Raw genomic sequence first — 20,153 nt, forward strand, 5'->3', positions numbered from 1 at the left:
GAGGATGTAATGAAAAAGCAACAACCAAAACCAACACAATTAAGCCACGCAACCGCCAAAGCACTAATAAAACCAATTAAAACAAAGCTAAATTTCTTTAAATATCCAAGCCTAGAGCCAAACCGAATAAACAGCTATGAGATACATCAACTATTAAAAAATAGCGATTTAGACAAAGTAAGCCAAAGACTAAGAAACCAAGCAAGAAGCATAAGCACAAGCGTATCACTAACTAGCGGATTTTTTGAGATGCTTTGTAGTGAAATTTATGGAGAGCAAGGATTTATACTAGACGTTACAACACACAAAAAGACGCTAAACCAAACCATACAAAAGGCATTTTTTAAATGGGAGGATGAATGCTGTAAATACGGCGTTTATGATTTTGGTGATTATGAAGAGTTGATATTAACAGCACTTTATAGAGACGGAGAGGCATTCATAAGACTAAGCAAGGGCGAACAGCTAAAAATCGAGCTAATAGACGCCGACGACATAACAAATGACTTAATGGATGAAAAGCGATCAATTTATTACGGCATCGCTTATGAAAAAAACCAAATAACGCCAAAAACATACCATCAACAGCTAAAAGATAAAACATACAGACTAATACCGGCAAACGAGATCATACACATTAAAAAAACGGCACTAATGAAGCAAAAAAGAGGCGTGAGCAAGTTAGCAAGTGCAATTTTTGATGCACACAGCAAGGACAAACTAAAAAAATCAGAACTTGACAGGGCAAGATTAGCAAGTGAAATAACAGGCTTTTTAGTTCATAAAGATGAAAATTCATTAATGCCAAACGTCGAATATAGCGAAAATGGCGAAATCGAACAAAAAGAGATTAACATCCCCAACGTTTTACAAACAGGCACATTTGAGCTTTTAGAAGATGGCATAACGCCGCATTTTGTAAATCCACACAATCCAATAAACATGGAATTTTTTCTAAAATCGACAGATAGAGACGTCGCGAGGAGTTTAGGCGTAAGCTATTCAACCTATACGGGAGATTTAAGCGATGTTAATTATAGCTCAATACGCCAAGGCACAATAGCAGAGCGTAGAAATTTCAAACGCATTCAAAATTTCATCAAAAGAAAATTTCACAACGTTATCTTTAAAGCATGGCTAGAGTGTGAGCTTTTAGCAGGACGCATCAAACCAAAAGACTACATCCTAATAAGTGAAAATTTCAATTTCAAAGCACAAGGTTGGGAGTATATAGATCCTGTAAAAGAGGTAAATGCCAACAAAATCGCAATCCAAGCAGGATTTAAAACGATAAGCGAAGTATTAAGAGAAAAAGGAGTAGAAATTGATGACTTTATGGATGAACTAGACAAAGAAAAGGAACTTGTTAAAAAACTAAGAGAGATTAAAATTTTAAAAGGAGAGATAAATGAACATTGACAAACTCAAAAACCAAACTTTTAAATTTAACGCACAGCTAAGCAATCAAGAGGCTATAGACGAGACAAACAAAACTATAAGCTTTTTAGCCTTAAGCCGTGATAATTTGCACAAACGCCATTCAGTTTTTGGAGAGGATTATTATTTAAGTGTAGATTTAGACAGCGTCAAATTTCAAGCTACAACGTTTTATTTAGATCATGATGTAAGCTTTAAAAACGCCATTGGCAAAATACAAGCGGTTAAGCTAGATGATGATGGCTTTAAAGTCATTGTTAAATTTAGCGATGAGGTTAAAGAGAGCAAAGAGGCGTTTAATCGCTACAAAGAGGGGTTCAGTGATAGCGTAAGCGTCGGATTTGGCGGAGATTATGAACTTATAGAGCTTGAAAAAGTGCAAGACATTAGCCATTTTCAGATCAAAAACGGCACTATTAGCGAACTTAGTGCAGTATGGCAAGGAGCAGACAAAAACGCAAAAGTTGCAAATTTTAGCAAAGAAACACAGCCAATTACGCCTGAGACAAAGGAGCAAGACGATATAAAACAGATCATTGAGTTAGGCAAAATTTTAAATAAACCAGATGAAGCACTAAATGCAATACAAAACAAAATGAGCTATTTAGAATTTAGCAAGAGCCTAGCACTACAACAAAAATCAACCGAAACAATAAAGGAGTTTAACATCATGAAACAGCAAACGCAAACAGAACAAAATTTTAGTCTAGCTAAAATCATTTTAAACGCAGGAAACATCAACGCCGATTTAGGCTTTGAGCGTGAAAACTATTTTAACGCAAGTAATGGGCGTTTTATTTTGCCTGGTGATTTTGGCGTGAGATTTAGCGACAGCATCACAACAACAACGACGGCAAAAGGGGCAATAGCTACCGATTTCAGGGATGATTTGCTAATCCAAGACGTTATAAAAGAAAGCGACTTACTAAGCTCATGCAAGTGGCTAACTGGACTAAATGCAAGAGTGGAAATACCACGCAACAATTCAAACATCACAGCCGATTTTGTAGAAGAAGGACAATATAACGACGCACAAAGCCTAGCATTTGATAAGATCATACTAGAACCGCACACGCTTTTAAGCACTATACGCATAACTAGAACCATGATGAACATGTCAGCCTTTAGCCTTGAAGCCTTTGCATATAATGCCATGAAATTTGCAATACGCAAAAAGCTAGAAGAAACAATTTTATATGGTAAAGGCGTAGTTAAAGGCATCTTTGAGATTAGCGGAATACCAACCATTGATGGCTATCTAACAAAGCCAACACTAGAAAAGACCTTAGAATTTGGCGATTTGTTAGAGGAGCACAACGCCAATCTAGCAAATGCAAAATTTGCCTTTAAAAATAGCGATGTTAGCAAACTTAAAGCCACGCCAAGGGGCATAAGCACTGAAAAAATGCTAATAGAAACAAACGGCGATTTACAAGGCTTTGCATACTTCACAACCCAGCTACTTAAAAGCGGAGATGTTGCATTTGGTGATTTTAGTGATATATTTATCGGAAGCTTTGGAAGCATTGAGCTACTCACACACAGCCAAAGAGGCGGCGATGTTATATTAGAGCTTTATTTAGATGTAGATGCAAAATTAGGACGTGAAAAGTCTTTTGTAATATCAAAAACAAGCATTTAAGGAGTTAAAAGATGAAATTTAAAGTTTTATACGATACGCAATTTAAAGTTTTATACGATACGCAAATATCAACCAAGCTCTACAAAAAAGGCGATGAGATGGAATTTGTGCAAGGAACGGACGAGCTATTTATAAAAAGGCTTATTGATATAAATTGCATCGAACCAATAGCCAAGCAAGACAAGCCAAAACTAACGGACAAAAGAGGCACTAAAAAGCCAAAAGAACAGCCAAAAGACGATCAAGATTTAGGCATTGATTTAGACGAGATAGAGGAATAAAATGCTAAGTACAAAGATGATTTTAAACGATTTAAATAAGATTTTTTCACACACTAATAGCGTCTTAATAGACCAAAACGAAAACGCTATAAATTGCCACTTTAACCGCCATACTAAAATCATCTTTGAAGATGGCACAACAATCACACAAATAACCGCCCTTTGTTTAGCCGATGAAGTTAAAGACTTAAGAGTAAAACACATCATTAGCATTGATGGTATAAGCTATCAAATAACAAAAATCGAGCGTGAAAATCAATACACAAAAAGGCTATATCTAAAGCAGATTAGCTAGTAAGGATTAAAATGAGGCGTGAGAGTATAATTTTTGATTTACAAGAGCATTTAAAACAGCTAAATTATCAAACCGAGCTTTTTAATGCTTTTACCTTTGAGCCGAGCGATTTACCGCTAATCATCATCAAAGATACCAAAGACGACATCACGCCTTACGCTTTGGATGTGTTAAATCATAAATTAAGCGTAGAGCTAAATTTAATAGCCTTAAGCTATCAAAAAGGCAATGAGCATTTAAAACAAGTATTAAACGCCTTAAAAGACTTTAAAAGCAAATTTCAAACGATTAATTTAACTAGCATTGACAAATCAAATCTAGAAATTTACGACAATGAATATATCTTAATCACAATAGAACTTTTAATAACGTATAAATCTGAGTTATGGAGTGCTTAAAATGGATTTTCATTTTGTGATTTTTTCTTTAAAATCGCTAAAATTTTCACACTCTACAAAATCGCCATTTTTATAATCTTTTAATGAAGTCTTAATCGCCCCATCCTTATTCTCTTTTACATTTGCACCAAAAAGCACAGCTATTTTTTTTATAATCTTAATTAACTCATTATTTTGAGTTTGTATTGTTAAAGTTTTCATTTTACGCCATGACCGCTTCAAACGCAGACCATAAAATCACACCAAAACCAAAACACACAACACCAATAAAAAGATAAGATAGCATTTTGGCACCTCTTAATTATTTTTATTTAAACAATTATACCACAAAATCACTAAAAACCACTTGTAATTAAAATCATTAAAACACGATAAAATCAAATCAAAAAGGGCATAAAATGCTATATTTAGGCAAAATTTGCGAAGTAAAAAACAATTTAAGCGTGGTAAGAGTTGATTATTTAGGCACAATAACGCCTTTTATACCATACTTAGCCATCGCAAACAGCTTTAAAACGCACTTTATACCACCAAGAGTTGGCGAAGCTGTGATTTTATGTGATTTTGGCGGAGCAAAAGTTGCAATACCTAGCATCTTTAATCACGACTATAAAGAGCCAAACGAAGCAAGTAACACAAAAGAGATTATAAAATACGAGGATGGGACAATTTTAAGTTATGATACAAGCACATCAACACTTGAAATCATTAACGCAAAAACGCTAAACATAAACATTCAAAACGATATAAATATCACTTGCAAAAGTGCAAATTTAAACGCCACTAACACAACTATCAAAAGCCCTAATGTATTAATACAAGGAAGCACAACAATACAAGGAGCCATAAACACGACAGGAAGCGGCGGCGATGCTGGAGTATTTAGCATAAATGGCGACTTAAACATAAATGGCAATTTAAAAGTAAGCGGCAATATAGACGATATAAGAGGCGATTTAACAGGACATAGCCATAGCGACACAGATGGCTATACTTCAATGCCTAGATAAATTTTATAAATGAATATGGCACAATGTTAATTTTGAAATTTTTGAGCGATAGCCAAAAACTCATCTATTGCCTTGCTTTTTTCGTAATTTTGTAGCCAACTATCAACCCAACCAGGGATGGCGTTTGTTTGCCGCCAATTAGTTACACCAGTATAGCTCATCTTTACCATTTGCGAAAAATCTTTTTTGCTTAAATTAATTAGTTTAAGCCTATTTTCAAACTCATCATAATTCATTTAATACCTTTACAAATAAAATATTTGTTATTTTACAAATAAATAACTAAAATATTTATAAAACCATTGACAAAACAAATATAATATGTTATAATTCACTCATAAAACAAATAAATCATTTGTTCTAAATCTAAATGAAAGGGGCAAAAGATGTCAATCAGTGAAATGCTGGAACTAATCACTGCTATAATATGCTTGATAACTGCAATCATTCAAGCATTAAAGCGGTAAGTAAAAGGGGGCAAAGCCCCTTAGACATCTTTTGCCTAATGAAATTATACCAAAAAGGAGGCGATTATGAGTGAGATTTTGTTAGTAGTCCTTGCGACTTTAATACTTAGTTTAACCGTGCAAGTGCGAAATTTATCAAATGAGATTAAAAAGCTTAAAAAATGAGTGTTTAAACATTAAAGCCCCTTGTAAATTTTTTGTTACCAAAACACTAAAATAGCACAAATACCAAAAAAGCAGGGGCAAAATGTATCAAATAAGCATAAAAGAAAATTTAAGGCGTATTTTTGTAACAAACAAATATACTAAAACCTTACGCCCCCTTTTTGGACTTGATACACACATCGATAAAAGGGGCGATTTATACAATCTCTTAGCCCTTAAAAATGATATTTTACAGCAGATACAAATGCACGAGCCACGCATTAAACCGACGCAAATCACTTTTACACAAGACGAGCAAGGCGTAAATTTAACAATTGCCTATAACGCAGACAATGCAATCTCATTTTTAAAGATAAACATATGAACTATCCAAAATTTATAAAACCACTTGACATTGACAAAGAGCGAGAGAGTATATTAAACGAGTTTAAGCAAAAAAGCGGACATTTAGACTATATCCCGCTAATAGGTGATGATTATGTAACACTTACGGATATATTTTTATACCGCCTAAATAACTTTATCGAGCTTATAAATATACGCATAAGCCAAAACTATATAAATTTTAGCACAGGCGATTACTTAGATGAACTTGTTGCACTAATAGGCATAAAAAGACATGATGAGGTTAAGCCTATAGCCGAGGTTGAAATTATCGTTAATTCGCCTACATTTTTAAGCAAAGGCACAAAATTCACAGACAACAAAGGGCATAATGCCTATTTAATGCAAAGCGTAAATATCAAAGACAAAGCAATAGCCAAAATCCAAGCGGCGGAAATTTTTACGCAAAATTACGAAACAAACACGCTAGAAATTCCAAATATTTATGTATCAAGCATCACACAAACAAAGCCATTTACAGGCTTTAAAGCCAAAGAGAGCGACGAGGAGCTAAGAAAGAGATTTTTATTAGCCATGCATCAATTTAGCACAGCAGGGAGTGCAAAAAGCTATCTATTTCATATATTAAACATAGAGGGCATTAAAAAAGCAAATGTATATCAATTAGATGCTGGAGTGGTGCAAGTGGTATTTTTTAGCGATTATGAAAGCCAAATCGCAACGCAAAAAATCAAAGACGCACTAAGCGACAAAATACCTCTAACCGATGAAGTGCATATAAAACAAGCGACAAAAATCAAGCTTGATTTAGTGATTGAAGTTTCGCCAAAATTTGAATATCTTTTTAATGAAATTTTATCAAATGCAGACGCTAAGATAAAAGAGTTTTTTAATACTTTACAAATCGGCGAGAGCTTACATCAAAGCAAAATAATAGACGTGGCTTTTAATGAGAGCGTTAAAGCCGTGCTAGTGCAAACTTCAATACCACCTATCGCAAAAGATGAAATTTTAATTTTAAACTCACTTAAAATCACAAAGGCAACAATATGAACCTTAAACATCCCGCACGAGTGCATTCGAAAACAAATAATAAATGGCGTTTAGGCGTGACTTTGTCATGCCGTTAAAAGTAGGTAAAAAATGCTTAATCTAAAAGCTTACAGTGATGAACTTTTTAGAGTGGATGATGTATTAACGGCTAGATATGATGAGTGGCTAAAATTTAATGAAAAATACTTTTATAAACAAAACGATTTTAACCGTGCTTTTTTAGCATATCATTTTGATTTAGAACAAAATTTAAACCAAGATGAGATCATACCACTTTTAAACGAGCCTTTAAAAAATCACTTTTTAGAGGGGACATTTTACAGCTTAAATCAAGCCTTAAAAGCACTTTTTGATGATAGCGAAGTAATCCACTCTAGCAAATACGGCGGACAGCCTTATCATTTTAAGCTACTTTTTAAAACTAGCCAAACACAGCTTAACAAAGACACACTAAAAAGAGCCGATGCGATAGCACTAAATTTTAAAAATGTTAGAAGCGTATATGATGGTGCAGTTATTCAAATCTCATCACAAGTAAACACACATATAGGAGCGTATATAACACAGGGCGAAAGCATTGAAATTTATCCATTTGTATTGCGTGAGCTAAGCACAAAAGGTGGCTTTAATGCATATAGCACAATAAAACAAGATGAGGTTATAAGCATCAATCTAGACTTAAGGGGGGGGTTAGCCTTATGAATTTAAACAAAGGAGCAACACATGCAATACTTTAGCATCTTAACAACAATAGGACTTAATAAACTAATCAAAGCCACCGCAAACAGCGAACAAATAATCCTTAGTAAAATGGGCGTAAGCGATGATATGGGCGAGATAAGCCAGGACATGCAGACCCTGCCAAACCAAAAGCACAAATTTAGCATTAACAGCATCACACAAAGCGACACAGATAAAAATGTGCTAATTTGTGAGGGCGTAATAAGTGCAGATGTTGGTGGTTTTTATATCCGAAAAATAGGCATTTATACTAGCGATGATGAACTTTTTGCAGTTGGCAACATACCAGAAAGCTACAAGCCGCTTTTAGCCGATGGCAGTGCTAAAGATATCACAATTAAATTTTACTTACAAGTTGATAATAGTGTAAATATTATACTAAAAGTTGATAATAACATAGTTTTAGCAACGCGAAATTTTGTAAAAGATGAGTTTAAAAAGCTAAATAATGAGCTTGATGCCAAATTCTTACCACTTCACGCCAAAGCTGATGATAGCCATAAGCTAGACGGCAAAGACGCAAACGAATACGCACTAAAATCAGAGCTAAGCGATGGATTGCCAATAGGTGCGTATTTAAACTGGAGTAGCCAGGCAAAGACGCCGTCAGGCTTTTTGGTGTGTGATGGACGAAGTTTAAATAAAAGCGAATACGCTGAACTTTTTGAAGTCATAGGCTACACATACGGCGGAAGTGATGAGAGCTTTAATATACCTAAATTTGATGATGGACGTTTTATGCGAAGCGTTGGGGGTAATGCCTTAGCCTTAGGGCAGTTACAACAAGACGCCATTAGAAACATCACGGGAAAATTAGGCAGTGAATGGGGAGGAGTAAAAACAAGATTTTTTAATGAAGGTCATGGTGCTTTTAAAAATACACCATCAGAACAAGGCAGAATTTACGCCGAAGGCGTGAGTAAAAATACTAATTACGCTGATGCGGATTTTGATGCTTCAAGAGTAGTTCCAACTGCAAACGAAAACAGACCACTAAATAGCTCAGTAGTAGTTTTAATAAAAGCCAAAGATGTAAAAGAGCCAAAAGCAAACCAAATCGATGATAGCATCTATGCCACACAAGCAAAAGCAGGCATAATAAAGCTAAAAAATAGTATATCAGGAAATGCCCAGGATGTAGCAGTAACTGAAAAAGCTGTAAATGAAGTTAAAAACCAAATTTTAGGAGTAAATCAAACTTGGCAAGATGTGACTAGTCAAAGGCAAGTAGGCATAACCTACACAAACACAACAGGACGACCGATACAGGTATTAATAGCCCTATCTACCAGTATAAATTCACAAGAATTTATACTAAGTATAAATAATGTAGATGTTAACGCCAAAAACGGCACAAGCTATAACTATGGGCACACTCATTTTTTTAGTGTCATAATCCCACAAAATACGACATATACGCTTAAATCTACACAGGCTATTACAAGCTTAAAATGGTTTGAACTAAGATAAAGGGTGCAAAATGAAATATTACAAAAACACACAAAATGAAATTTACGCTTACGATGATAATATAAATCAAACTATATTAAATGAGCTTATAGCAAAACACAAATTAACTCCACTAAATAAAAAAGAGCTTGAAACGCTAAACAAACCAAAAGAGCAAGACAAACTAACAAGCTTAAAAGAGCAGTTTATAAACGCCATCGATGAAGTGCTAAACAGCGAAGCTAAAAAAAAGGGTTATGACGATATAAAATCGGCTAGAAGTTACGCAGGATATGATAATGCTTTTAGGCTTGAGAGTGAAGCATTTGGCAAGTGGAGTGCAAACGTGTGGCAATGGGGATATGCACTGCTTGAGCGTATAAAAAATGGTGAAGTAGATATTAACACGCTAGAGCTTAGCCAGGTACTTAAAGATATGCCAAAGTTAGAGATTACAAACAAAGAATAAAGACAATGAGCCTATTTATAAATATCTCCCCTGCTACCAGCATCAAGAGCGACAACAACGATAATATCGCCGTTAGCGTTAATGCTAAAAATAACGCGGAATTTGCCAATCCTCATGCGATATATCGGCTCATCAGTGCCACTAAGAGCCTTAATATCCACTCTCTCACCACTGATAAATTTAGCGATATTTTGAATAAATTTATCTCTTATGTCCTCGTGCTTAAAAAAGAACTTATCAGCCTTTTTGGTGAAATTTATTTTTACATTCATATTTTTAGCTCATACGTGCTAGATATGCTTAAATCATCATCACTTAAAGTGTTTAAATCATCCATTATCTCTTTACTCTCTTTGGCGTCTAGCTTTGAGAGGTTATTTAGCCGAAAAGTTAATGAGCTTTTTTCTTTTTCTATCTTTAAGGCGATGGCTGAGCGTATAAAAGCAGCAAAGCTATCTTTTGTGACATCTGTAACCTCTTTAAGTTGTGCAAAAAGTGCGTCATCAAGCTTTAATGAGTATATTTTCATGATATACCTTTATATAAAAATATATACTCGTATATTAACAAAACATCTTTAAACGGAGTTAAAAAATGTCAGAATATTTAAATCCAAACTTATGCCATATATACGCTAGTATTACCCCTGCTATACTTGCTAATAAGCCTAAATCTAAAGCAGTCATTTATATATCCTTTAAAGAGTTAAAAATTTTGCCTAGCTTAATCATGCAAGTTGCGACGCCAAAAGCAAAAAATAGCATAACAAGCATAATAAAGCAAGTGAAAAAATCTATATTATCATATTTTGAACTAACAAACAGCCAACAACCACTAAAACCAGCACTAAATAATAAGAGCTTGATTTTGATTATCTCAATTTTTAATTTTATTTTATCCATATCAAAATTTAACTTTTTTATTTCGCAAAATATATCAAATCATATCAAAACATCTTTAAACGGAGTTAAAAAGTGCATATAAAACGCCCTATTTTAAAGCCATATGATAAGGATAAATTTGAACTGGTGCAAGATTACGAGATTGAAATTTCAATTTGCAAAACACAAAACAAAAACGCCAAAGCATTGCATGATGATGATTTAGATTGTGATATATTTTTAGACTTAGACAAGGCAGATGAGCAAGTGCAAGGGAGCGTATATAATATACGTAACCGCAGCACGAAGCGAAATCTAACGCCGTATAAGCTAAAAAGTATCACAATACCAAAAGGCTATAAAACTAACGGAGCAGATATACCACGCTTGTTTTGGTGCATATTCCCACCAAATAGTCCTGAATACTTATCGGCTGTGATTGTGCATGATTATTTGTGTGATGAAGCAGAAAAGATTTACAAGCTAGGCTTTAAACCAAAAGCAAGAGAGCGGTTCAAATTTGCTGATGTTGTCCTAAAAGAGATGATGAGTGCTATTGGGTGTAACCGCCTAAAAACAAACATATTTTACTACGCTTGTAGGGTGTATCATAAACTAAGGTATAAGGAGTATTAAAATGATAAATTTTAAAATTTTAAGCGTGATTTTAGCAGTGGCTTTTGCCTTTGGCATTGTCTTTGTTAAAAATAGCGAGATTAAAACCCTAAAACAGCAATTAACACAGGCAAATTTAAACGCCGAATTTGAAAAGCTAAAGGTTAATGAGTGTGTCGCTAGACTTGAAAAGCAAAACGAGCAAATAAAAGCCGTAGCACTTGATAACAAAAAGCTTTTAAGCGAGATTGACACAATAAAACAAAACGCAAACGCTAAATTTAACCGCCATAAACCGCCAAACAAAGATGACAAATGCCAGGCAAAACTAGAGTATTATCAAACGCTATTTAAGGAGTTAAGCGATGAATAAGACACAAACGAACAAAACACAAGAGCGAAAGAGTGGTGAAGAAGTAAGGATTTTGCTTTTTGTTTTAGCTATTGCGATGATTTTACTTCTAAGCGGTTGTGCTAACAAAGAGCAGCTAGTTAAAATCGAGTATCAAGATGTATATGTGCCTATTAGGTGTAACGCACAAATGCCAAACAAGCCAAAATTTAACGCCGATGATTTAAATAGTGCAAAAGAGCTATTAATCTACTACAAGCAGACTGAAGAGCTATTAAAAAGGTGTATTGATGAATAGCCTTGATGAGTTTTTAGGCAATTATAAATGGGTGCTAAGTGTTGGATTTATCGGCGGACTGCTTAATATAGGCTCAAGAGCCGATAAAACAACAGGGCGGAAATTTGCCGATTTAGTAATAGGGCTTATATCGTCAATGTTTTTTGGATGGATAAGTTATGAAGTGATTTTGTTTATATGGGCGAGTGATAAGGTAGCACTTGCAGGATGTGGGTTTTTCGCATGGAAAGGAGCAACATGGGTTGGCGAAAAAGTGGATAAATTTGTAGATAATAAGATAGGAGGGATGAGTTAAAGGGGGATAGTGGCTAGAGGCAGAGCTTAAAGCCTACTTTAAAAGTAGGCTAGACTTATTAATAAGCCTTGACAACAATTATACATAAGAGTATAATTACCGCAATTAAGCTCCGAAACAGCTTCAATGCAATCACCTCCTTTGCGAGGCGTGATTTAGGCTGGAGGTTGCGACCCTCTAGCCTAACCTCTAGCACAATTATACATAAATCCCCTTAAATATCGACGTATTAGTTTAGCACTTGTCCTTGCATAAAAAGCAGACTAAAACAGCAAATATTTATTATTTGTTTTCTCACGCACGACAACATCCCGCACGAGTGCATTCGAAAACAAATAATAAATGGTGTTTAGGCGTGACTTGTTACGCCGATAAAGAACATTAAAATAGTCCGCGACGTCGGACAAATTTAACCTGTTCGAAGAACAGCAACATTAAGCGTGTTGGGGGTTTGGGTGTAGGGATAAGGGGGCGACTTCGCAATTCAAGCCCCCTTGTCACCTACATTAATAAATCTTTAGTATTGGTTTAGCTTTGCTAAACGTTAAAGAACGTAAAAAGTAGGTAAAAAGGAGCATAAAATGAGTTTAGGAAAAGAGCAAGAAGCATTCATGCGTGATGTGGCTAAGCTTTTAAACTATCTACATCAAAACGGATATGAGGTAAGGGGCGGAGAGCTAGAGCGAACACAAGCACAACAAGAAATTTATATAAAAACAGGCAAAAGCAAGACAATGAATTCAAACCACTTGCGAAGATGTGCGATTGATTTGTTTATATTTAAAAATGACAAATGGCTAACCCAAAAGCAAGAGTTGCAAAAGATAGGTGATTTTTGGGAGAGTTTAAATGAAAAAAACAGATGGGGCGGAAATTTTAAAAACTTTTTAGATATACCGCACTTTGAAAGGCGATGATTAAGAATGCTAAAAGCTTTAAATTCTTAGTCCTTGCATAAAAAAACAGACTAAAACAGCAAATGTTTATTATTTGTTTTCTCATGTAGGGCAGCAGCTAACGAGTGCATTAAAAACAAATAATAAATGGCGTTAGCGTGATTTGTTACCACGCTAAAACATAAAATTTAGCCCGCAAAGTCGGGCAATTCTTTAGTATTTGCTACTTTAGGCGTGACTTTGTTACGCCGCTAAAAGTAGGTAAAAATAAATAAAACAAGTAGTAAAACATAGCTTTAAATTTTTATTTTAATATTCCTTGCTTTTATGGCGTTTATCTCTTCAAGACTTAAAGCACTTAAAAAATCCAAAATTTCACGCCGCCAGTCATCAGGCTTAGCCTTTGTCCATTGTGAAATAGTTGGATATGGTATATTAAACAACGCCGCCAACTCTTTACGATTTGGCTTTTTGTCACTTTTCATCTTTTAGCCTATTTTCAAGATCTTTAATGCGTTTTTGAAGCTTTTTATTTTGATACATTTCATAAATCAAAAACAACGCACACGCAAAACCTGAGTATTGCAAAGCAAAATCAAAAATATCACTTAGCATATTAAGCCCCTTTTAATAATTAATAATTTATAATAATCCAAAGTTGGGATGGCTTAGAGCCATCCTTGTAAGGTTTTAATTATTGTTAGAAGTGCTGCTAACGCTTCTAACAACTCTTTAAACCCTTTTAGAAACTTTTGCATGTTTCCCCCTTTGGATTTTATCTACTCAGCTTTACCCTTTCGACATTATAATTATAACATTAAATATATTAAAATAAGCTTTTAAATTATTAAATACATCATTTTTAAAATACATTGTAAATTCTTACACCAAAAATAGCTAAAATCCTATAAAATCAAACCGCAACACGCAGAAAGGATTAACATGTCAGCTAAATACGGCGTAAATATCGAGCTTTACAACGGATCAAATAACCCCTACAAAATCAACAACGAAAGACCAATCGCAATAATCGGCGACGATGACAAACTAGCACAAGGCTTACACCTTTATAACGATATTTTAGAAGCACTTAAACAAGTAGGCAAAGGCAGCATAAAAGACACGCTAGAGGACTTAAAAGCTACAGGCTTACACTCTCAAATAGTTTTAAGCGTTTTTAAAAAGCAAGAGGATCAAGACGACGAAAGCGATGAAAACGAAACACAAAATAATAAATTTTGTACAAATGCTATAGATGAGCTTAAAAAGTGTGAAGCCACTTTAGGAGTTAAGCCAAAATTTTTTCTAGCAGTTGGCTATAATGATAATGGAGTGCATGAAAAGCTTAAACAAATAGCCGCTTATTTGCGTGGAGTTTATGCCATAGAGCTAAACGAGCAAAGCGAAAGCCAGATAAATTTAAAATTGCAAACTTACAGCACCAAAACAGCCATCATAACCTATCAAAAAGTAATAAGAGTGGATAAAGCCGTCCGCCCTGCAAGTGCTTTTATAATCGCACTTTATGCAAAGACAATGAGCGAGACAGAATATGGATTTTCTCAAAGCTTTTCAAACCGTGTCATTGATGGCATAATAGGCATACAGGACAAAGTAGAACTAATACAAGGCGAAGACTGCGAAGCAGATAGACTAAGAGACAAAGGCGTAACGCTAATAATAGCAAATGACGGCTTAAGAGCATGGGGCGGCGAGACGTGCAATGATGATTTGTTTAGTTCAATTCATACTTACGTTATTTTTTACACTGCAATAGATACGATTTTTAAAGCTCAAGCAAGAGCCATTGACAAAAGAATGCGCGACGTGCTTAAGAATGTAGTTGATAGCCTAGAAGCCTTTTATTTAAGACTTCAAAATAATAATGTAGTAGTTGGCTTTGAAATAACCATACCAAAAGAGCTAAACAGCAATGAAACCATTAGCGAGGGTATAGTATATATCCGCCATAACGTCCAAGAAATGCCACTAATAAAACGCATAGTAAATCGCATCTATAGAGTTACAGACTACTCACAAAAATTAATCCAGGAGCTATAAATGGCGTTTGATTTTAGTGAATTTGGTGATATTGAAAATTTGGCAAAAATCGGAGTGCAAAAGCTTTTAAATGATAATTTGCAAACAGCAATGAAGCTACACGAAACACAAAACGCAATTAATAAAATTTTAAACCAAATCGATGAGGTAAAACGAACAAATTTATAAAATCAACTGTTGCAAATTTTGCAACAACTTAAACAAAAATAAAACAAACTAAATAAGGAGTTTAAAAATGTCAGCATTTAAAGCACAAGCCTTTACAGGGGCTAATTTTTTTATAGATGGTATAGGACTTTTGGGCGAGTTAGTAGATATTGAATTACCAAAAATTGAAGCCGAAACGCTAGAGACTTCAAGCGGTATAGGCAAGATTGAAGTTACTTTACCAACAATCAAGCCTTTAAGCGTAAAAATAACGGTAAATAATCTAAATGAACTATACTTTAACATGCTAGATCAAAGCAAAACGCAAAAATTTTATGTAAAAGCAAATGCAACAAACAGCGACGGCGAAAACGCACAAGTAATAGCGACTTTTGAGGGCAAAATCAAATCAATGTCAGGGGCTAAAATAGAGCTTAACAAAGAGGCGAATTTTGATTTTGAAGCAAGTGTTACATTTTACAAGCTAGAAGTAGATGCAAAAACTCAAATTTTATACGACGCTAAAAATAACATTTGCCAAATGGGAGCGTTTGACCTATTTAGCACCATCCGCAAAAATATACTTTAAGGTACAAGCATGACAAAAGAGCAATATAAAATTTATAAAATAGGCTTACAAAAACAGCGAAACGATGAATTATATGAAATAAACTCAAAAATTCATAGACTAAAATACGATATTTTAGCTAGTTTTAATGAGTCTTTTAATTTGCGTGATTTTAAGCTTTTTTCAAAAGAGATGATACAGCTACAAGAGCATAAACAAAAACTAGAAAAAGAGGGACAAGATGCCATTAGCTAAAATTGAACTAAAAAAGAAAGAATTTACATTTTGCGATGGACAAAGCGTATATTTAAATGAACCGACATTAGGACAGATCCAAAACGCACAAAAAAACGCCAAAGGCGACGAGATCGAACAAGCCAAAATTTTACTAATTGATATGAGTTTAGGAGAACTTACTAAAGAGTTTTTAAACGCTTGTCCGCAAAGTGAGTTTATAAGATTAATGGAGGTTATAAATAGCTTCATGGGTATTGAAATAAAAAACTAATAGAGGGCATAGCCCTCATAACTCACACGCTTCATTTTACTTACGCTGATGTTTTAAGTCTAACATTTGCAGAATTTGCAGAGTTTTACAACATCGCCGAGCGGATAAATAAAGCCTAGTTTTAGGCTTTATTCTTTTAATCTCTTTTCAAGGCGATTTATACGCAATTCACACACGCCAATCCACGCCGCCAAAATCACGATTAAAACAAATTCTAAACTCATCTTTTACCCTTTATTTTTATTTCAAAAGTATCACAATAGCATTTATTTTTTATCCCTTAAACGATAAACAACAACAGCGAGTAACGCAACTACAACTAAATCTAAAATAGCGTTAAAAACTTCCAATTTAGCACCCCTTTATGATATAATTTCAACAGGCAAAGCACAAAGCTTTTAATCTTAAAGTAAGGGCTAACTAGCCCCTTTTACTTCTTACTGCTTTATTTGTTTAATAAGCAGGTAAAGCGTAATTAACTTGATGATGGCACTCATCAAATCAACTACTAAGATAAAAGCTTCCATCGCTTTGCCCCTTTATTTTATTTCTAAACTATAAAAATAATTGTTTAGATAATATAATTATATCTGTTTTTAATAGCTTTGTCAATAGTAAAAAGATGATTTTCATTGTCTTACTAATCACAATGTGGCTGTTAGCTTAGTAGTGCTTTTTTTAGCACCGATTTTAATTGTGCATACTCTTTTAATTGCTCTTTTAGAGCTAAAATTTCTTGATACATTTGTATCGATTTACTCATCGGAGTGCTTAACTCACCTTTTGCTATTGCTGAATGTATCGTAGCTTCTGAATTTCCTATAATTTCCGCCAACTCTTTATAAGTCAAATTCCGTTCTTTACAAAACGCTTTTAGTTCATCTGATGTCATTGTTTCCCTTTTTAAGCAAAAAAAGCCAAAAAAGGCTTTTAGTGTTGTAGTTTTTTATCTTTTTTGATTTTGTTTAGATACCACATCGCATAAATCAGCGTTGCGGTTGAGATAGCTAGGATTATCGTTTGTCCATCCATTGTCTTTGCTCCTCTTTTTGGATTAAAACGCCAAAAATCAAAATTTTAGTGGCGATAAGCGTGGCTAATACTGAATTTAGAGTAAAGCCATTTTGAGTAATGGTAAAAAGACCATTTATAAAAAAGCCTAAGCCAAAATCTCGTAAAAGCGAACCAGTTAAACTATTCATGCAAACATCTTACAAAAAGTAAGCTAAAAAAAGATTTAATCACCAAATATCAATGATAGCAAAATCGCAACTATCGCAAAAAATCCAGCAAAAAGCACTATTGAAACAATACTAGCCAAAACAGCATTTAAGGCATTGTCTATAATCTTAAACATTTTAAACCTTTTACACTTGTAAATTCTTAGCATAAATTATACTAAAATCAAAACAAAAAGGCAAAATATGGCTAATCCTACACTAACCTTTAACATGGAGCTTAAAGGACTTGATAATATCTTAAAAGCCGTAAATAAAAGCGGTATCACGCTAAATGACAAGCTAACAGACCAAATGAGTGCAGGAGTAAAAAAATACAACGAAGCACTAAAAACGCTAAAAGTTAATCCATTTCAAGGCTCAAAATTTCATGCAGACTTAGCAAGGCTTAAAGAAAATTTACAAAAAGCCACTATCGCAAAAGTAAAGCTGAACATGGACGAAGCCAAAGCCAAAATATCAAATCTAAAAGGCGAAATAATAGCCGCCGTTGGCTCAGTCGCCGCCATTGCCACGCCGATAAAACTCGCCATGGACTTTGAAAGCTCAATGGCGGATGTTAAAAAAGTGGTAGATTTTGAAACGCCGCAAGAGCTTAAAGCCTTTTCAAGCGAGATTATAAACATGAGCAAGACAATACCAATGACCGCCGAGGGATTAAGTCAAATCGCCGCTAGTGGTGCTCAGATGGGCATAGCAAAAGATGAGGTATTAAAATTTACAGACATGGCGGCAAAGGTAGCGGTTGCATTTGATACCACAGCAGAAGCCACAGGCACAAACATCGGCAAGATAAAAAACATCCTAAACATTAGCATCGATGAAACAGGACGGCTAATGGACGCTATTAATCACCTATCAGACAACAACGCAGCCAAAGCAAGTGAAATGGTTGAAGTAATGAAGCGAATAGCAGGAACAGCCAAACAAGTAGGCATCACAAAAGAACAAACAGCCGCACTAGCTGCAACGTTTATATCATTAGGCAAAGCACCAGAAACCGCCTCAACTGCAGCAGAAGCCCTGCTAAAAAAGCTAAATGGCGTTTTGGCACTAAAAAAAGGCAAGAAAAAGGCTTTTGAAAGTTTAGGATTTAGCGACGAAGATGTCAAAGGATTAAAAACATCAACTCGAGCACTTGAAAAATCAGGCTTTAGTATTGAAAAATTTGCCAAAAAGATGAGAACAAACGCACAAGGAGCGATTTTTGAGTTTTTAGAAGCTTTACAAAAGATAGACCCGCAAAGGCGAGGCATGATATTGTCGCAATTTATAGGAACAAACTACGATGGCGATGTCGCCACTTTAGTAAGTGGTATAGATATCTATAAAAAAGCGGTTAATGAAGTAAGCGATCCGCAAAATTACGCAAACTCAGCCTTAAAAGAATTTCAAAACCGAAGCAATACCGCCACAAACAAGCTACAATCATTTAAAAATAGCATATCAGCAGTTGGTATAGCTATAGGCGATATATTTTTGCCTTACGTGCATGTAGTATTTGAAAAATTAGCCGCCTTTACAAACAAGATAGAAGAGTTTATAAAAGAAAATGAAAGTCTAGTAAAAGCATTAGCCTTAAGCATAGCGGGACTTGTCGCAATAAAAACAGCTTTTTTGGTATTAAAAATCGCAAGTGCAGCCGCCACGTTTAGCCTTAATGGTTACCGCCAAATTTTAATGATGTTGCCGTTTGATTGCTTAAAGATACAAGGTGCTAATAGTGCATGTGCAGTTAGCTTTAAAAGGCTAACACAAAGGATAAAAAATAACCTTTTATATTTGCGTCTTTATATTGCCACTTCTAGCGGAGCAAGTGGGATTTTAAAGGATTTTGGTGGTATTGCTTTAATGGCTGGTAAAAAAATAGCAGGATTTGGATTGCAACTTGTTAAGTTACCATTTACAGCCTTACGCTTAGCCATTGCCGCTTTGTTTTCGCCAATTGGTTTAATGGCTAGTGCTTTTATAACGGCTGGAGTTTTAATATATAAATTTTGGCATCCTATAAAAGCCTTTTTTATCGGCTTTGCAGATGGATTTAAAAGTGCATTTGACCCTATATTTAGTGTTGTTAGCTCAGCCTTTACGCCATTAAAGCCACTTTTTGAATGGTTTAAAAATATATTTAGTGCTATTTTTTCGCAAGTGCAATTAACAAGCGATGAGTTTGAAAGTGCTAAAAACGCAGGAGAGGCATTTGGTAAAGCAGTAGCAGGGGCGATTAATTTAATACTCACACCGCTTAAATGGGTAATAGATGGCTTAAACAGTGTAAAAGACCTAACAAGTCAAGCAATGTCAAATTTTGATTTTAGCTCAAGCTCATTTAATCCTAAAAACTGGTTTAACAGTAGCGACACAAAACAAACACCAAAGATAGACACAAAAGGGGCTATTAGTGCATATAAGGCACAAAGCAATAAAACAAGCACAATAAACGACAACAAGACTATAAACATCACAATGCACAACTCAAACGCAACGTCTGCATCCATCGCAAAAGCGATTAAAAACAATTCTTACTCTTACGGAGATTAAA

The 20,153-nt window shown here is 34.7% G+C and carries 31 protein-coding genes; 23 read left to right on the forward strand and 8 right to left on the reverse strand.

All coding sequences use genetic code 11. The features are described from left to right. Window positions 1-9: 9 nt before the first annotated feature. The 5 genes from LQU93_RS08315 to LQU93_RS08335 are packed head-to-tail and all read left to right on the forward strand — an operon-like array spanning window position 10 to window position 4,053. Window positions 10-1,419: a phage portal protein gene (locus tag LQU93_RS08315; RefSeq protein ID WP_229933422.1), complete on the forward strand. Its 1,410-nt coding sequence runs from the start codon at window positions 10-12 to the stop codon at window positions 1,417-1,419. Continuing rightward, entirely contained in the window at window positions 1,409-3,079 is a 1,671-nt protein-coding gene (locus tag LQU93_RS08320) for a phage major capsid protein (protein ID WP_229933423.1), read from the forward strand. Before LQU93_RS08315 ends, LQU93_RS08320 begins: the two co-directional genes overlap by 11 nt. Window positions 3,080-3,090: 11 nt before the next feature. Beyond that, a complete protein-coding gene (locus tag LQU93_RS08325; RefSeq protein WP_229933424.1) occupies window positions 3,091-3,360 on the forward strand; it encodes a hypothetical protein in 270 nt (89 codons plus the stop codon). 1 nt (window position 3,361) lies between these two features. Beyond that, complete coding sequence (locus tag LQU93_RS08330; RefSeq protein ID WP_229933425.1) at window positions 3,362-3,655, forward strand: hypothetical protein; 294 nt, start codon at window positions 3,362-3,364, stop codon at window positions 3,653-3,655. Between the two features lie 11 nt (window positions 3,656-3,666). Next, complete coding sequence (locus LQU93_RS08335) at window positions 3,667-4,053, forward strand: hypothetical protein (RefSeq protein ID WP_229933426.1); 387 nt, start codon at window positions 3,667-3,669, stop codon at window positions 4,051-4,053. Window positions 4,054-4,062: 9 nt separating this feature from the next. Here the strand turns inward: LQU93_RS08335 and LQU93_RS08340 are convergent, their stop codons facing one another. Continuing rightward, window positions 4,063-4,254 carry a hypothetical protein gene (locus LQU93_RS08340; protein WP_229933427.1) on the reverse strand — a complete coding sequence of 64 codons (192 nt, stop codon included), beginning with the start codon at window positions 4,252-4,254 and terminating at the stop codon, window positions 4,063-4,065. Between the two features lie 197 nt (window positions 4,255-4,451). Here LQU93_RS08340 and LQU93_RS08345 point away from each other — a divergent pair, with 197 nt between their 5' ends. Next, on the forward strand, window positions 4,452-5,063 hold the full coding sequence (locus LQU93_RS08345; RefSeq protein WP_229933428.1) for a phage baseplate assembly protein V: 612 nt from the start codon (window positions 4,452-4,454) through the stop codon (window positions 5,061-5,063). A 26-nt stretch (window positions 5,064-5,089) separates the two neighbouring features. Here the strand turns inward: LQU93_RS08345 and LQU93_RS08350 are convergent, their stop codons facing one another. Beyond that, the gene (locus tag LQU93_RS08350) at window positions 5,090-5,299 is read right to left on the reverse strand and encodes a hypothetical protein (RefSeq protein ID WP_229933429.1); all 210 of its coding nucleotides are present in this window, start codon (window positions 5,297-5,299) and stop codon (window positions 5,090-5,092) included. Window positions 5,300-5,777: 478 nt separating this feature from the next. Between LQU93_RS08350 and LQU93_RS08355 the strand changes: the two genes are divergently transcribed. The 5 genes from LQU93_RS08355 (at window position 5,778) to LQU93_RS08375 (ending at window position 9,752) form a co-directional block, all read left to right on the forward strand. Further along, on the forward strand, window positions 5,778-6,059 hold the full coding sequence (locus LQU93_RS08355; protein ID WP_229933430.1) for a GPW/gp25 family protein: 282 nt from the start codon (window positions 5,778-5,780) through the stop codon (window positions 6,057-6,059). Continuing rightward, complete coding sequence (locus LQU93_RS08360) at window positions 6,056-7,093, forward strand: baseplate J/gp47 family protein (protein WP_229933431.1); 1,038 nt, start codon at window positions 6,056-6,058, stop codon at window positions 7,091-7,093. The genes LQU93_RS08355 and LQU93_RS08360 overlap by 4 nt, the downstream gene beginning before the upstream one ends. Before the next feature lie 90 nt (window positions 7,094-7,183). After that, the gene (locus tag LQU93_RS08365; RefSeq protein WP_229933432.1) at window positions 7,184-7,795 is read left to right on the forward strand and encodes a phage tail protein; all 612 of its coding nucleotides are present in this window, start codon (window positions 7,184-7,186) and stop codon (window positions 7,793-7,795) included. Window positions 7,796-7,816: 21 nt separating this feature from the next. Next, entirely contained in the window at window positions 7,817-9,304 is a 1,488-nt protein-coding gene (locus tag LQU93_RS08370; RefSeq protein WP_229933433.1) for a phage tail-collar fiber domain-containing protein, read from the forward strand. A gap of 10 nt (window positions 9,305-9,314) precedes the next feature. Further along, window positions 9,315-9,752 carry a hypothetical protein gene (locus tag LQU93_RS08375; protein WP_229933434.1) on the forward strand — a complete coding sequence of 146 codons (438 nt, stop codon included), beginning with the start codon at window positions 9,315-9,317 and terminating at the stop codon, window positions 9,750-9,752. An 11-nt stretch (window positions 9,753-9,763) separates the two neighbouring features. Here LQU93_RS08375 and LQU93_RS08380 read toward each other — a convergent pair whose 3' ends face one another. Then, a complete protein-coding gene (locus tag LQU93_RS08380; RefSeq protein WP_229933435.1) occupies window positions 9,764-10,024 on the reverse strand; it encodes a type II toxin-antitoxin system RelE family toxin in 261 nt (86 codons plus the stop codon). Continuing rightward, window positions 10,021-10,281 carry a hypothetical protein gene (locus LQU93_RS08385; RefSeq protein ID WP_229933436.1) on the reverse strand — a complete coding sequence of 87 codons (261 nt, stop codon included), beginning with the start codon at window positions 10,279-10,281 and terminating at the stop codon, window positions 10,021-10,023. Before LQU93_RS08385 ends, LQU93_RS08380 begins: the two co-directional genes overlap by 4 nt. Window positions 10,282-10,346: 65 nt before the next feature. On the opposite strand from LQU93_RS08385, the gene LQU93_RS08390 reads away from it, so the two are divergent. The 6 genes from LQU93_RS08390 to LQU93_RS08415 all read left to right on the forward strand — a co-directional run bounded on the left by LQU93_RS08390 (window position 10,347) and on the right by LQU93_RS08415 (window position 13,110). Continuing rightward, window positions 10,347-10,736: a hypothetical protein gene (locus tag LQU93_RS08390; RefSeq protein WP_229933437.1), complete on the forward strand. Its 390-nt coding sequence runs from the start codon at window positions 10,347-10,349 to the stop codon at window positions 10,734-10,736. Continuing rightward, entirely contained in the window at window positions 10,727-11,269 is a 543-nt protein-coding gene (locus LQU93_RS08395; protein WP_229933438.1) for a DUF1353 domain-containing protein, read from the forward strand. Before LQU93_RS08390 ends, LQU93_RS08395 begins: the two co-directional genes overlap by 10 nt. A 1-nt stretch (window position 11,270) precedes the next feature. Then, complete coding sequence (locus LQU93_RS08400) at window positions 11,271-11,621, forward strand: hypothetical protein (protein ID WP_229933439.1); 351 nt, start codon at window positions 11,271-11,273, stop codon at window positions 11,619-11,621. Continuing rightward, the gene (locus LQU93_RS08405) at window positions 11,614-11,898 is read left to right on the forward strand and encodes a hypothetical protein (RefSeq protein WP_229933440.1); all 285 of its coding nucleotides are present in this window, start codon (window positions 11,614-11,616) and stop codon (window positions 11,896-11,898) included. Before LQU93_RS08400 ends, LQU93_RS08405 begins: the two co-directional genes overlap by 8 nt. Then, on the forward strand, window positions 11,891-12,193 hold the full coding sequence (locus LQU93_RS08410; protein ID WP_229933441.1) for a hypothetical protein: 303 nt from the start codon (window positions 11,891-11,893) through the stop codon (window positions 12,191-12,193). Before LQU93_RS08405 ends, LQU93_RS08410 begins: the two co-directional genes overlap by 8 nt. A gap of 581 nt (window positions 12,194-12,774) precedes the next feature. Then, the gene (locus LQU93_RS08415) at window positions 12,775-13,110 is read left to right on the forward strand and encodes a M15 family metallopeptidase (RefSeq protein WP_229933442.1); all 336 of its coding nucleotides are present in this window, start codon (window positions 12,775-12,777) and stop codon (window positions 13,108-13,110) included. Window positions 13,111-13,385: 275 nt separating this feature from the next. Here the strand turns inward: LQU93_RS08415 and LQU93_RS08420 are convergent, their stop codons facing one another. Beyond that, a complete protein-coding gene (locus tag LQU93_RS08420) occupies window positions 13,386-13,574 on the reverse strand; it encodes a hypothetical protein (protein WP_229933443.1) in 189 nt (62 codons plus the stop codon). Next, complete coding sequence (locus tag LQU93_RS08425; protein WP_229933444.1) at window positions 13,564-13,704, reverse strand: hypothetical protein; 141 nt, start codon at window positions 13,702-13,704, stop codon at window positions 13,564-13,566. The genes LQU93_RS08420 and LQU93_RS08425 overlap by 11 nt, the downstream gene beginning before the upstream one ends. Window positions 13,705-14,031: 327 nt before the next feature. Between LQU93_RS08425 and LQU93_RS08430 the strand changes: the two genes are divergently transcribed. The 5 genes from LQU93_RS08430 to LQU93_RS08450 all read left to right on the forward strand — a co-directional run bounded on the left by LQU93_RS08430 (window position 14,032) and on the right by LQU93_RS08450 (window position 16,373). Next, the gene (locus LQU93_RS08430) at window positions 14,032-15,150 is read left to right on the forward strand and encodes a phage tail sheath protein (protein WP_229933445.1); all 1,119 of its coding nucleotides are present in this window, start codon (window positions 14,032-14,034) and stop codon (window positions 15,148-15,150) included. Then, window positions 15,151-15,318: a hypothetical protein gene (locus tag LQU93_RS08435; RefSeq protein WP_229933446.1), complete on the forward strand. Its 168-nt coding sequence runs from the start codon at window positions 15,151-15,153 to the stop codon at window positions 15,316-15,318. Between the two features lie 67 nt (window positions 15,319-15,385). Further along, the gene (locus LQU93_RS08440; RefSeq protein WP_229933447.1) at window positions 15,386-15,886 is read left to right on the forward strand and encodes a phage major tail tube protein; all 501 of its coding nucleotides are present in this window, start codon (window positions 15,386-15,388) and stop codon (window positions 15,884-15,886) included. A gap of 9 nt (window positions 15,887-15,895) precedes the next feature. Next, window positions 15,896-16,120 carry a hypothetical protein gene (locus tag LQU93_RS08445; RefSeq protein WP_229933448.1) on the forward strand — a complete coding sequence of 75 codons (225 nt, stop codon included), beginning with the start codon at window positions 15,896-15,898 and terminating at the stop codon, window positions 16,118-16,120. Beyond that, entirely contained in the window at window positions 16,107-16,373 is a 267-nt protein-coding gene (locus tag LQU93_RS08450) for a hypothetical protein (protein ID WP_229933449.1), read from the forward strand. The genes LQU93_RS08445 and LQU93_RS08450 overlap by 14 nt, the downstream gene beginning before the upstream one ends. A 658-nt stretch (window positions 16,374-17,031) precedes the next feature. Here the strand turns inward: LQU93_RS08450 and LQU93_RS08455 are convergent. Both LQU93_RS08455 and LQU93_RS08460 read right to left on the reverse strand, forming a co-directional pair. Further along, window positions 17,032-17,265 carry a transcriptional regulator gene (locus LQU93_RS08455; RefSeq protein ID WP_229933450.1) on the reverse strand — a complete coding sequence of 78 codons (234 nt, stop codon included), beginning with the start codon at window positions 17,263-17,265 and terminating at the stop codon, window positions 17,032-17,034. A gap of 121 nt (window positions 17,266-17,386) precedes the next feature. Further along, entirely contained in the window at window positions 17,387-17,575 is a 189-nt protein-coding gene (locus LQU93_RS08460) for a hypothetical protein (protein ID WP_229933451.1), read from the reverse strand. A gap of 222 nt (window positions 17,576-17,797) precedes the next feature. Here LQU93_RS08460 and LQU93_RS08465 point away from each other — a divergent pair, with 222 nt between their 5' ends. Then, the gene (locus LQU93_RS08465) at window positions 17,798-20,152 is read left to right on the forward strand and encodes a phage tail tape measure protein (RefSeq protein WP_229933452.1); all 2,355 of its coding nucleotides are present in this window, start codon (window positions 17,798-17,800) and stop codon (window positions 20,150-20,152) included. The last annotated feature ends 1 nt before the right edge of the window (window position 20,153 follow it).

This window comes from Campylobacter majalis, from assembly GCF_905120465.1.
Lineage (GTDB): Bacteria > Campylobacterota > Campylobacteria > Campylobacterales > Campylobacteraceae > Campylobacter_A > Campylobacter_A majalis.

Coding starts and splice junctions, on each gene's coding strand:
- LQU93_RS08430 (WP_229933445.1), top strand. CDS start 14,032: ATGTCAGCTAAATACGGCGTAAATATCGAGCTTTACAACGGATCAAAT.
- LQU93_RS08355 (WP_229933430.1), top strand. CDS start 5,778: ATGTATCAAATAAGCATAAAAGAAAATTTAAGGCGTATTTTTGTAACA.
- LQU93_RS08420 (WP_229933443.1), bottom strand. CDS start 13,574: ATGAAAAGTGACAAAAAGCCAAATCGTAAAGAGTTGGCGGCGTTGTTT.
- LQU93_RS08380 (WP_229933435.1), bottom strand. CDS start 10,024: ATGAATGTAAAAATAAATTTCACCAAAAAGGCTGATAAGTTCTTTTTT.
- LQU93_RS08405 (WP_229933440.1), top strand. CDS start 11,614: ATGAATAAGACACAAACGAACAAAACACAAGAGCGAAAGAGTGGTGAA.
- LQU93_RS08415 (WP_229933442.1), top strand. CDS start 12,775: ATGAGTTTAGGAAAAGAGCAAGAAGCATTCATGCGTGATGTGGCTAAG.
- LQU93_RS08340 (WP_229933427.1), bottom strand. CDS start 4,254: ATGAAAACTTTAACAATACAAACTCAAAATAATGAGTTAATTAAGATT.
- LQU93_RS08370 (WP_229933433.1), top strand. CDS start 7,817: ATGCAATACTTTAGCATCTTAACAACAATAGGACTTAATAAACTAATC.
- LQU93_RS08410 (WP_229933441.1), top strand. CDS start 11,891: ATGAATAGCCTTGATGAGTTTTTAGGCAATTATAAATGGGTGCTAAGT.
- LQU93_RS08465 (WP_229933452.1), top strand. CDS start 17,798: ATGGCTAATCCTACACTAACCTTTAACATGGAGCTTAAAGGACTTGAT.
- LQU93_RS08445 (WP_229933448.1), top strand. CDS start 15,896: ATGACAAAAGAGCAATATAAAATTTATAAAATAGGCTTACAAAAACAG.
- LQU93_RS08345 (WP_229933428.1), top strand. CDS start 4,452: ATGCTATATTTAGGCAAAATTTGCGAAGTAAAAAACAATTTAAGCGTG.
- LQU93_RS08435 (WP_229933446.1), top strand. CDS start 15,151: ATGGCGTTTGATTTTAGTGAATTTGGTGATATTGAAAATTTGGCAAAA.
- LQU93_RS08455 (WP_229933450.1), bottom strand. CDS start 17,265: ATGACATCAGATGAACTAAAAGCGTTTTGTAAAGAACGGAATTTGACT.
- LQU93_RS08460 (WP_229933451.1), bottom strand. CDS start 17,575: ATGAATAGTTTAACTGGTTCGCTTTTACGAGATTTTGGCTTAGGCTTT.
- LQU93_RS08325 (WP_229933424.1), top strand. CDS start 3,091: ATGAAATTTAAAGTTTTATACGATACGCAATTTAAAGTTTTATACGAT.
- LQU93_RS08450 (WP_229933449.1), top strand. CDS start 16,107: ATGCCATTAGCTAAAATTGAACTAAAAAAGAAAGAATTTACATTTTGC.
- LQU93_RS08425 (WP_229933444.1), bottom strand. CDS start 13,704: ATGCTAAGTGATATTTTTGATTTTGCTTTGCAATACTCAGGTTTTGCG.
- LQU93_RS08330 (WP_229933425.1), top strand. CDS start 3,362: ATGCTAAGTACAAAGATGATTTTAAACGATTTAAATAAGATTTTTTCA.
- LQU93_RS08365 (WP_229933432.1), top strand. CDS start 7,184: ATGCTTAATCTAAAAGCTTACAGTGATGAACTTTTTAGAGTGGATGAT.
- LQU93_RS08390 (WP_229933437.1), top strand. CDS start 10,347: ATGTCAGAATATTTAAATCCAAACTTATGCCATATATACGCTAGTATT.
- LQU93_RS08440 (WP_229933447.1), top strand. CDS start 15,386: ATGTCAGCATTTAAAGCACAAGCCTTTACAGGGGCTAATTTTTTTATA.
- LQU93_RS08335 (WP_229933426.1), top strand. CDS start 3,667: ATGAGGCGTGAGAGTATAATTTTTGATTTACAAGAGCATTTAAAACAG.
- LQU93_RS08320 (WP_229933423.1), top strand. CDS start 1,409: ATGAACATTGACAAACTCAAAAACCAAACTTTTAAATTTAACGCACAG.
- LQU93_RS08350 (WP_229933429.1), bottom strand. CDS start 5,299: ATGAATTATGATGAGTTTGAAAATAGGCTTAAACTAATTAATTTAAGC.
- LQU93_RS08385 (WP_229933436.1), bottom strand. CDS start 10,281: ATGAAAATATACTCATTAAAGCTTGATGACGCACTTTTTGCACAACTT.
- LQU93_RS08360 (WP_229933431.1), top strand. CDS start 6,056: ATGAACTATCCAAAATTTATAAAACCACTTGACATTGACAAAGAGCGA.
- LQU93_RS08375 (WP_229933434.1), top strand. CDS start 9,315: ATGAAATATTACAAAAACACACAAAATGAAATTTACGCTTACGATGAT.
- LQU93_RS08315 (WP_229933422.1), top strand. CDS start 10: ATGAAAAAGCAACAACCAAAACCAACACAATTAAGCCACGCAACCGCC.
- LQU93_RS08400 (WP_229933439.1), top strand. CDS start 11,271: ATGATAAATTTTAAAATTTTAAGCGTGATTTTAGCAGTGGCTTTTGCC.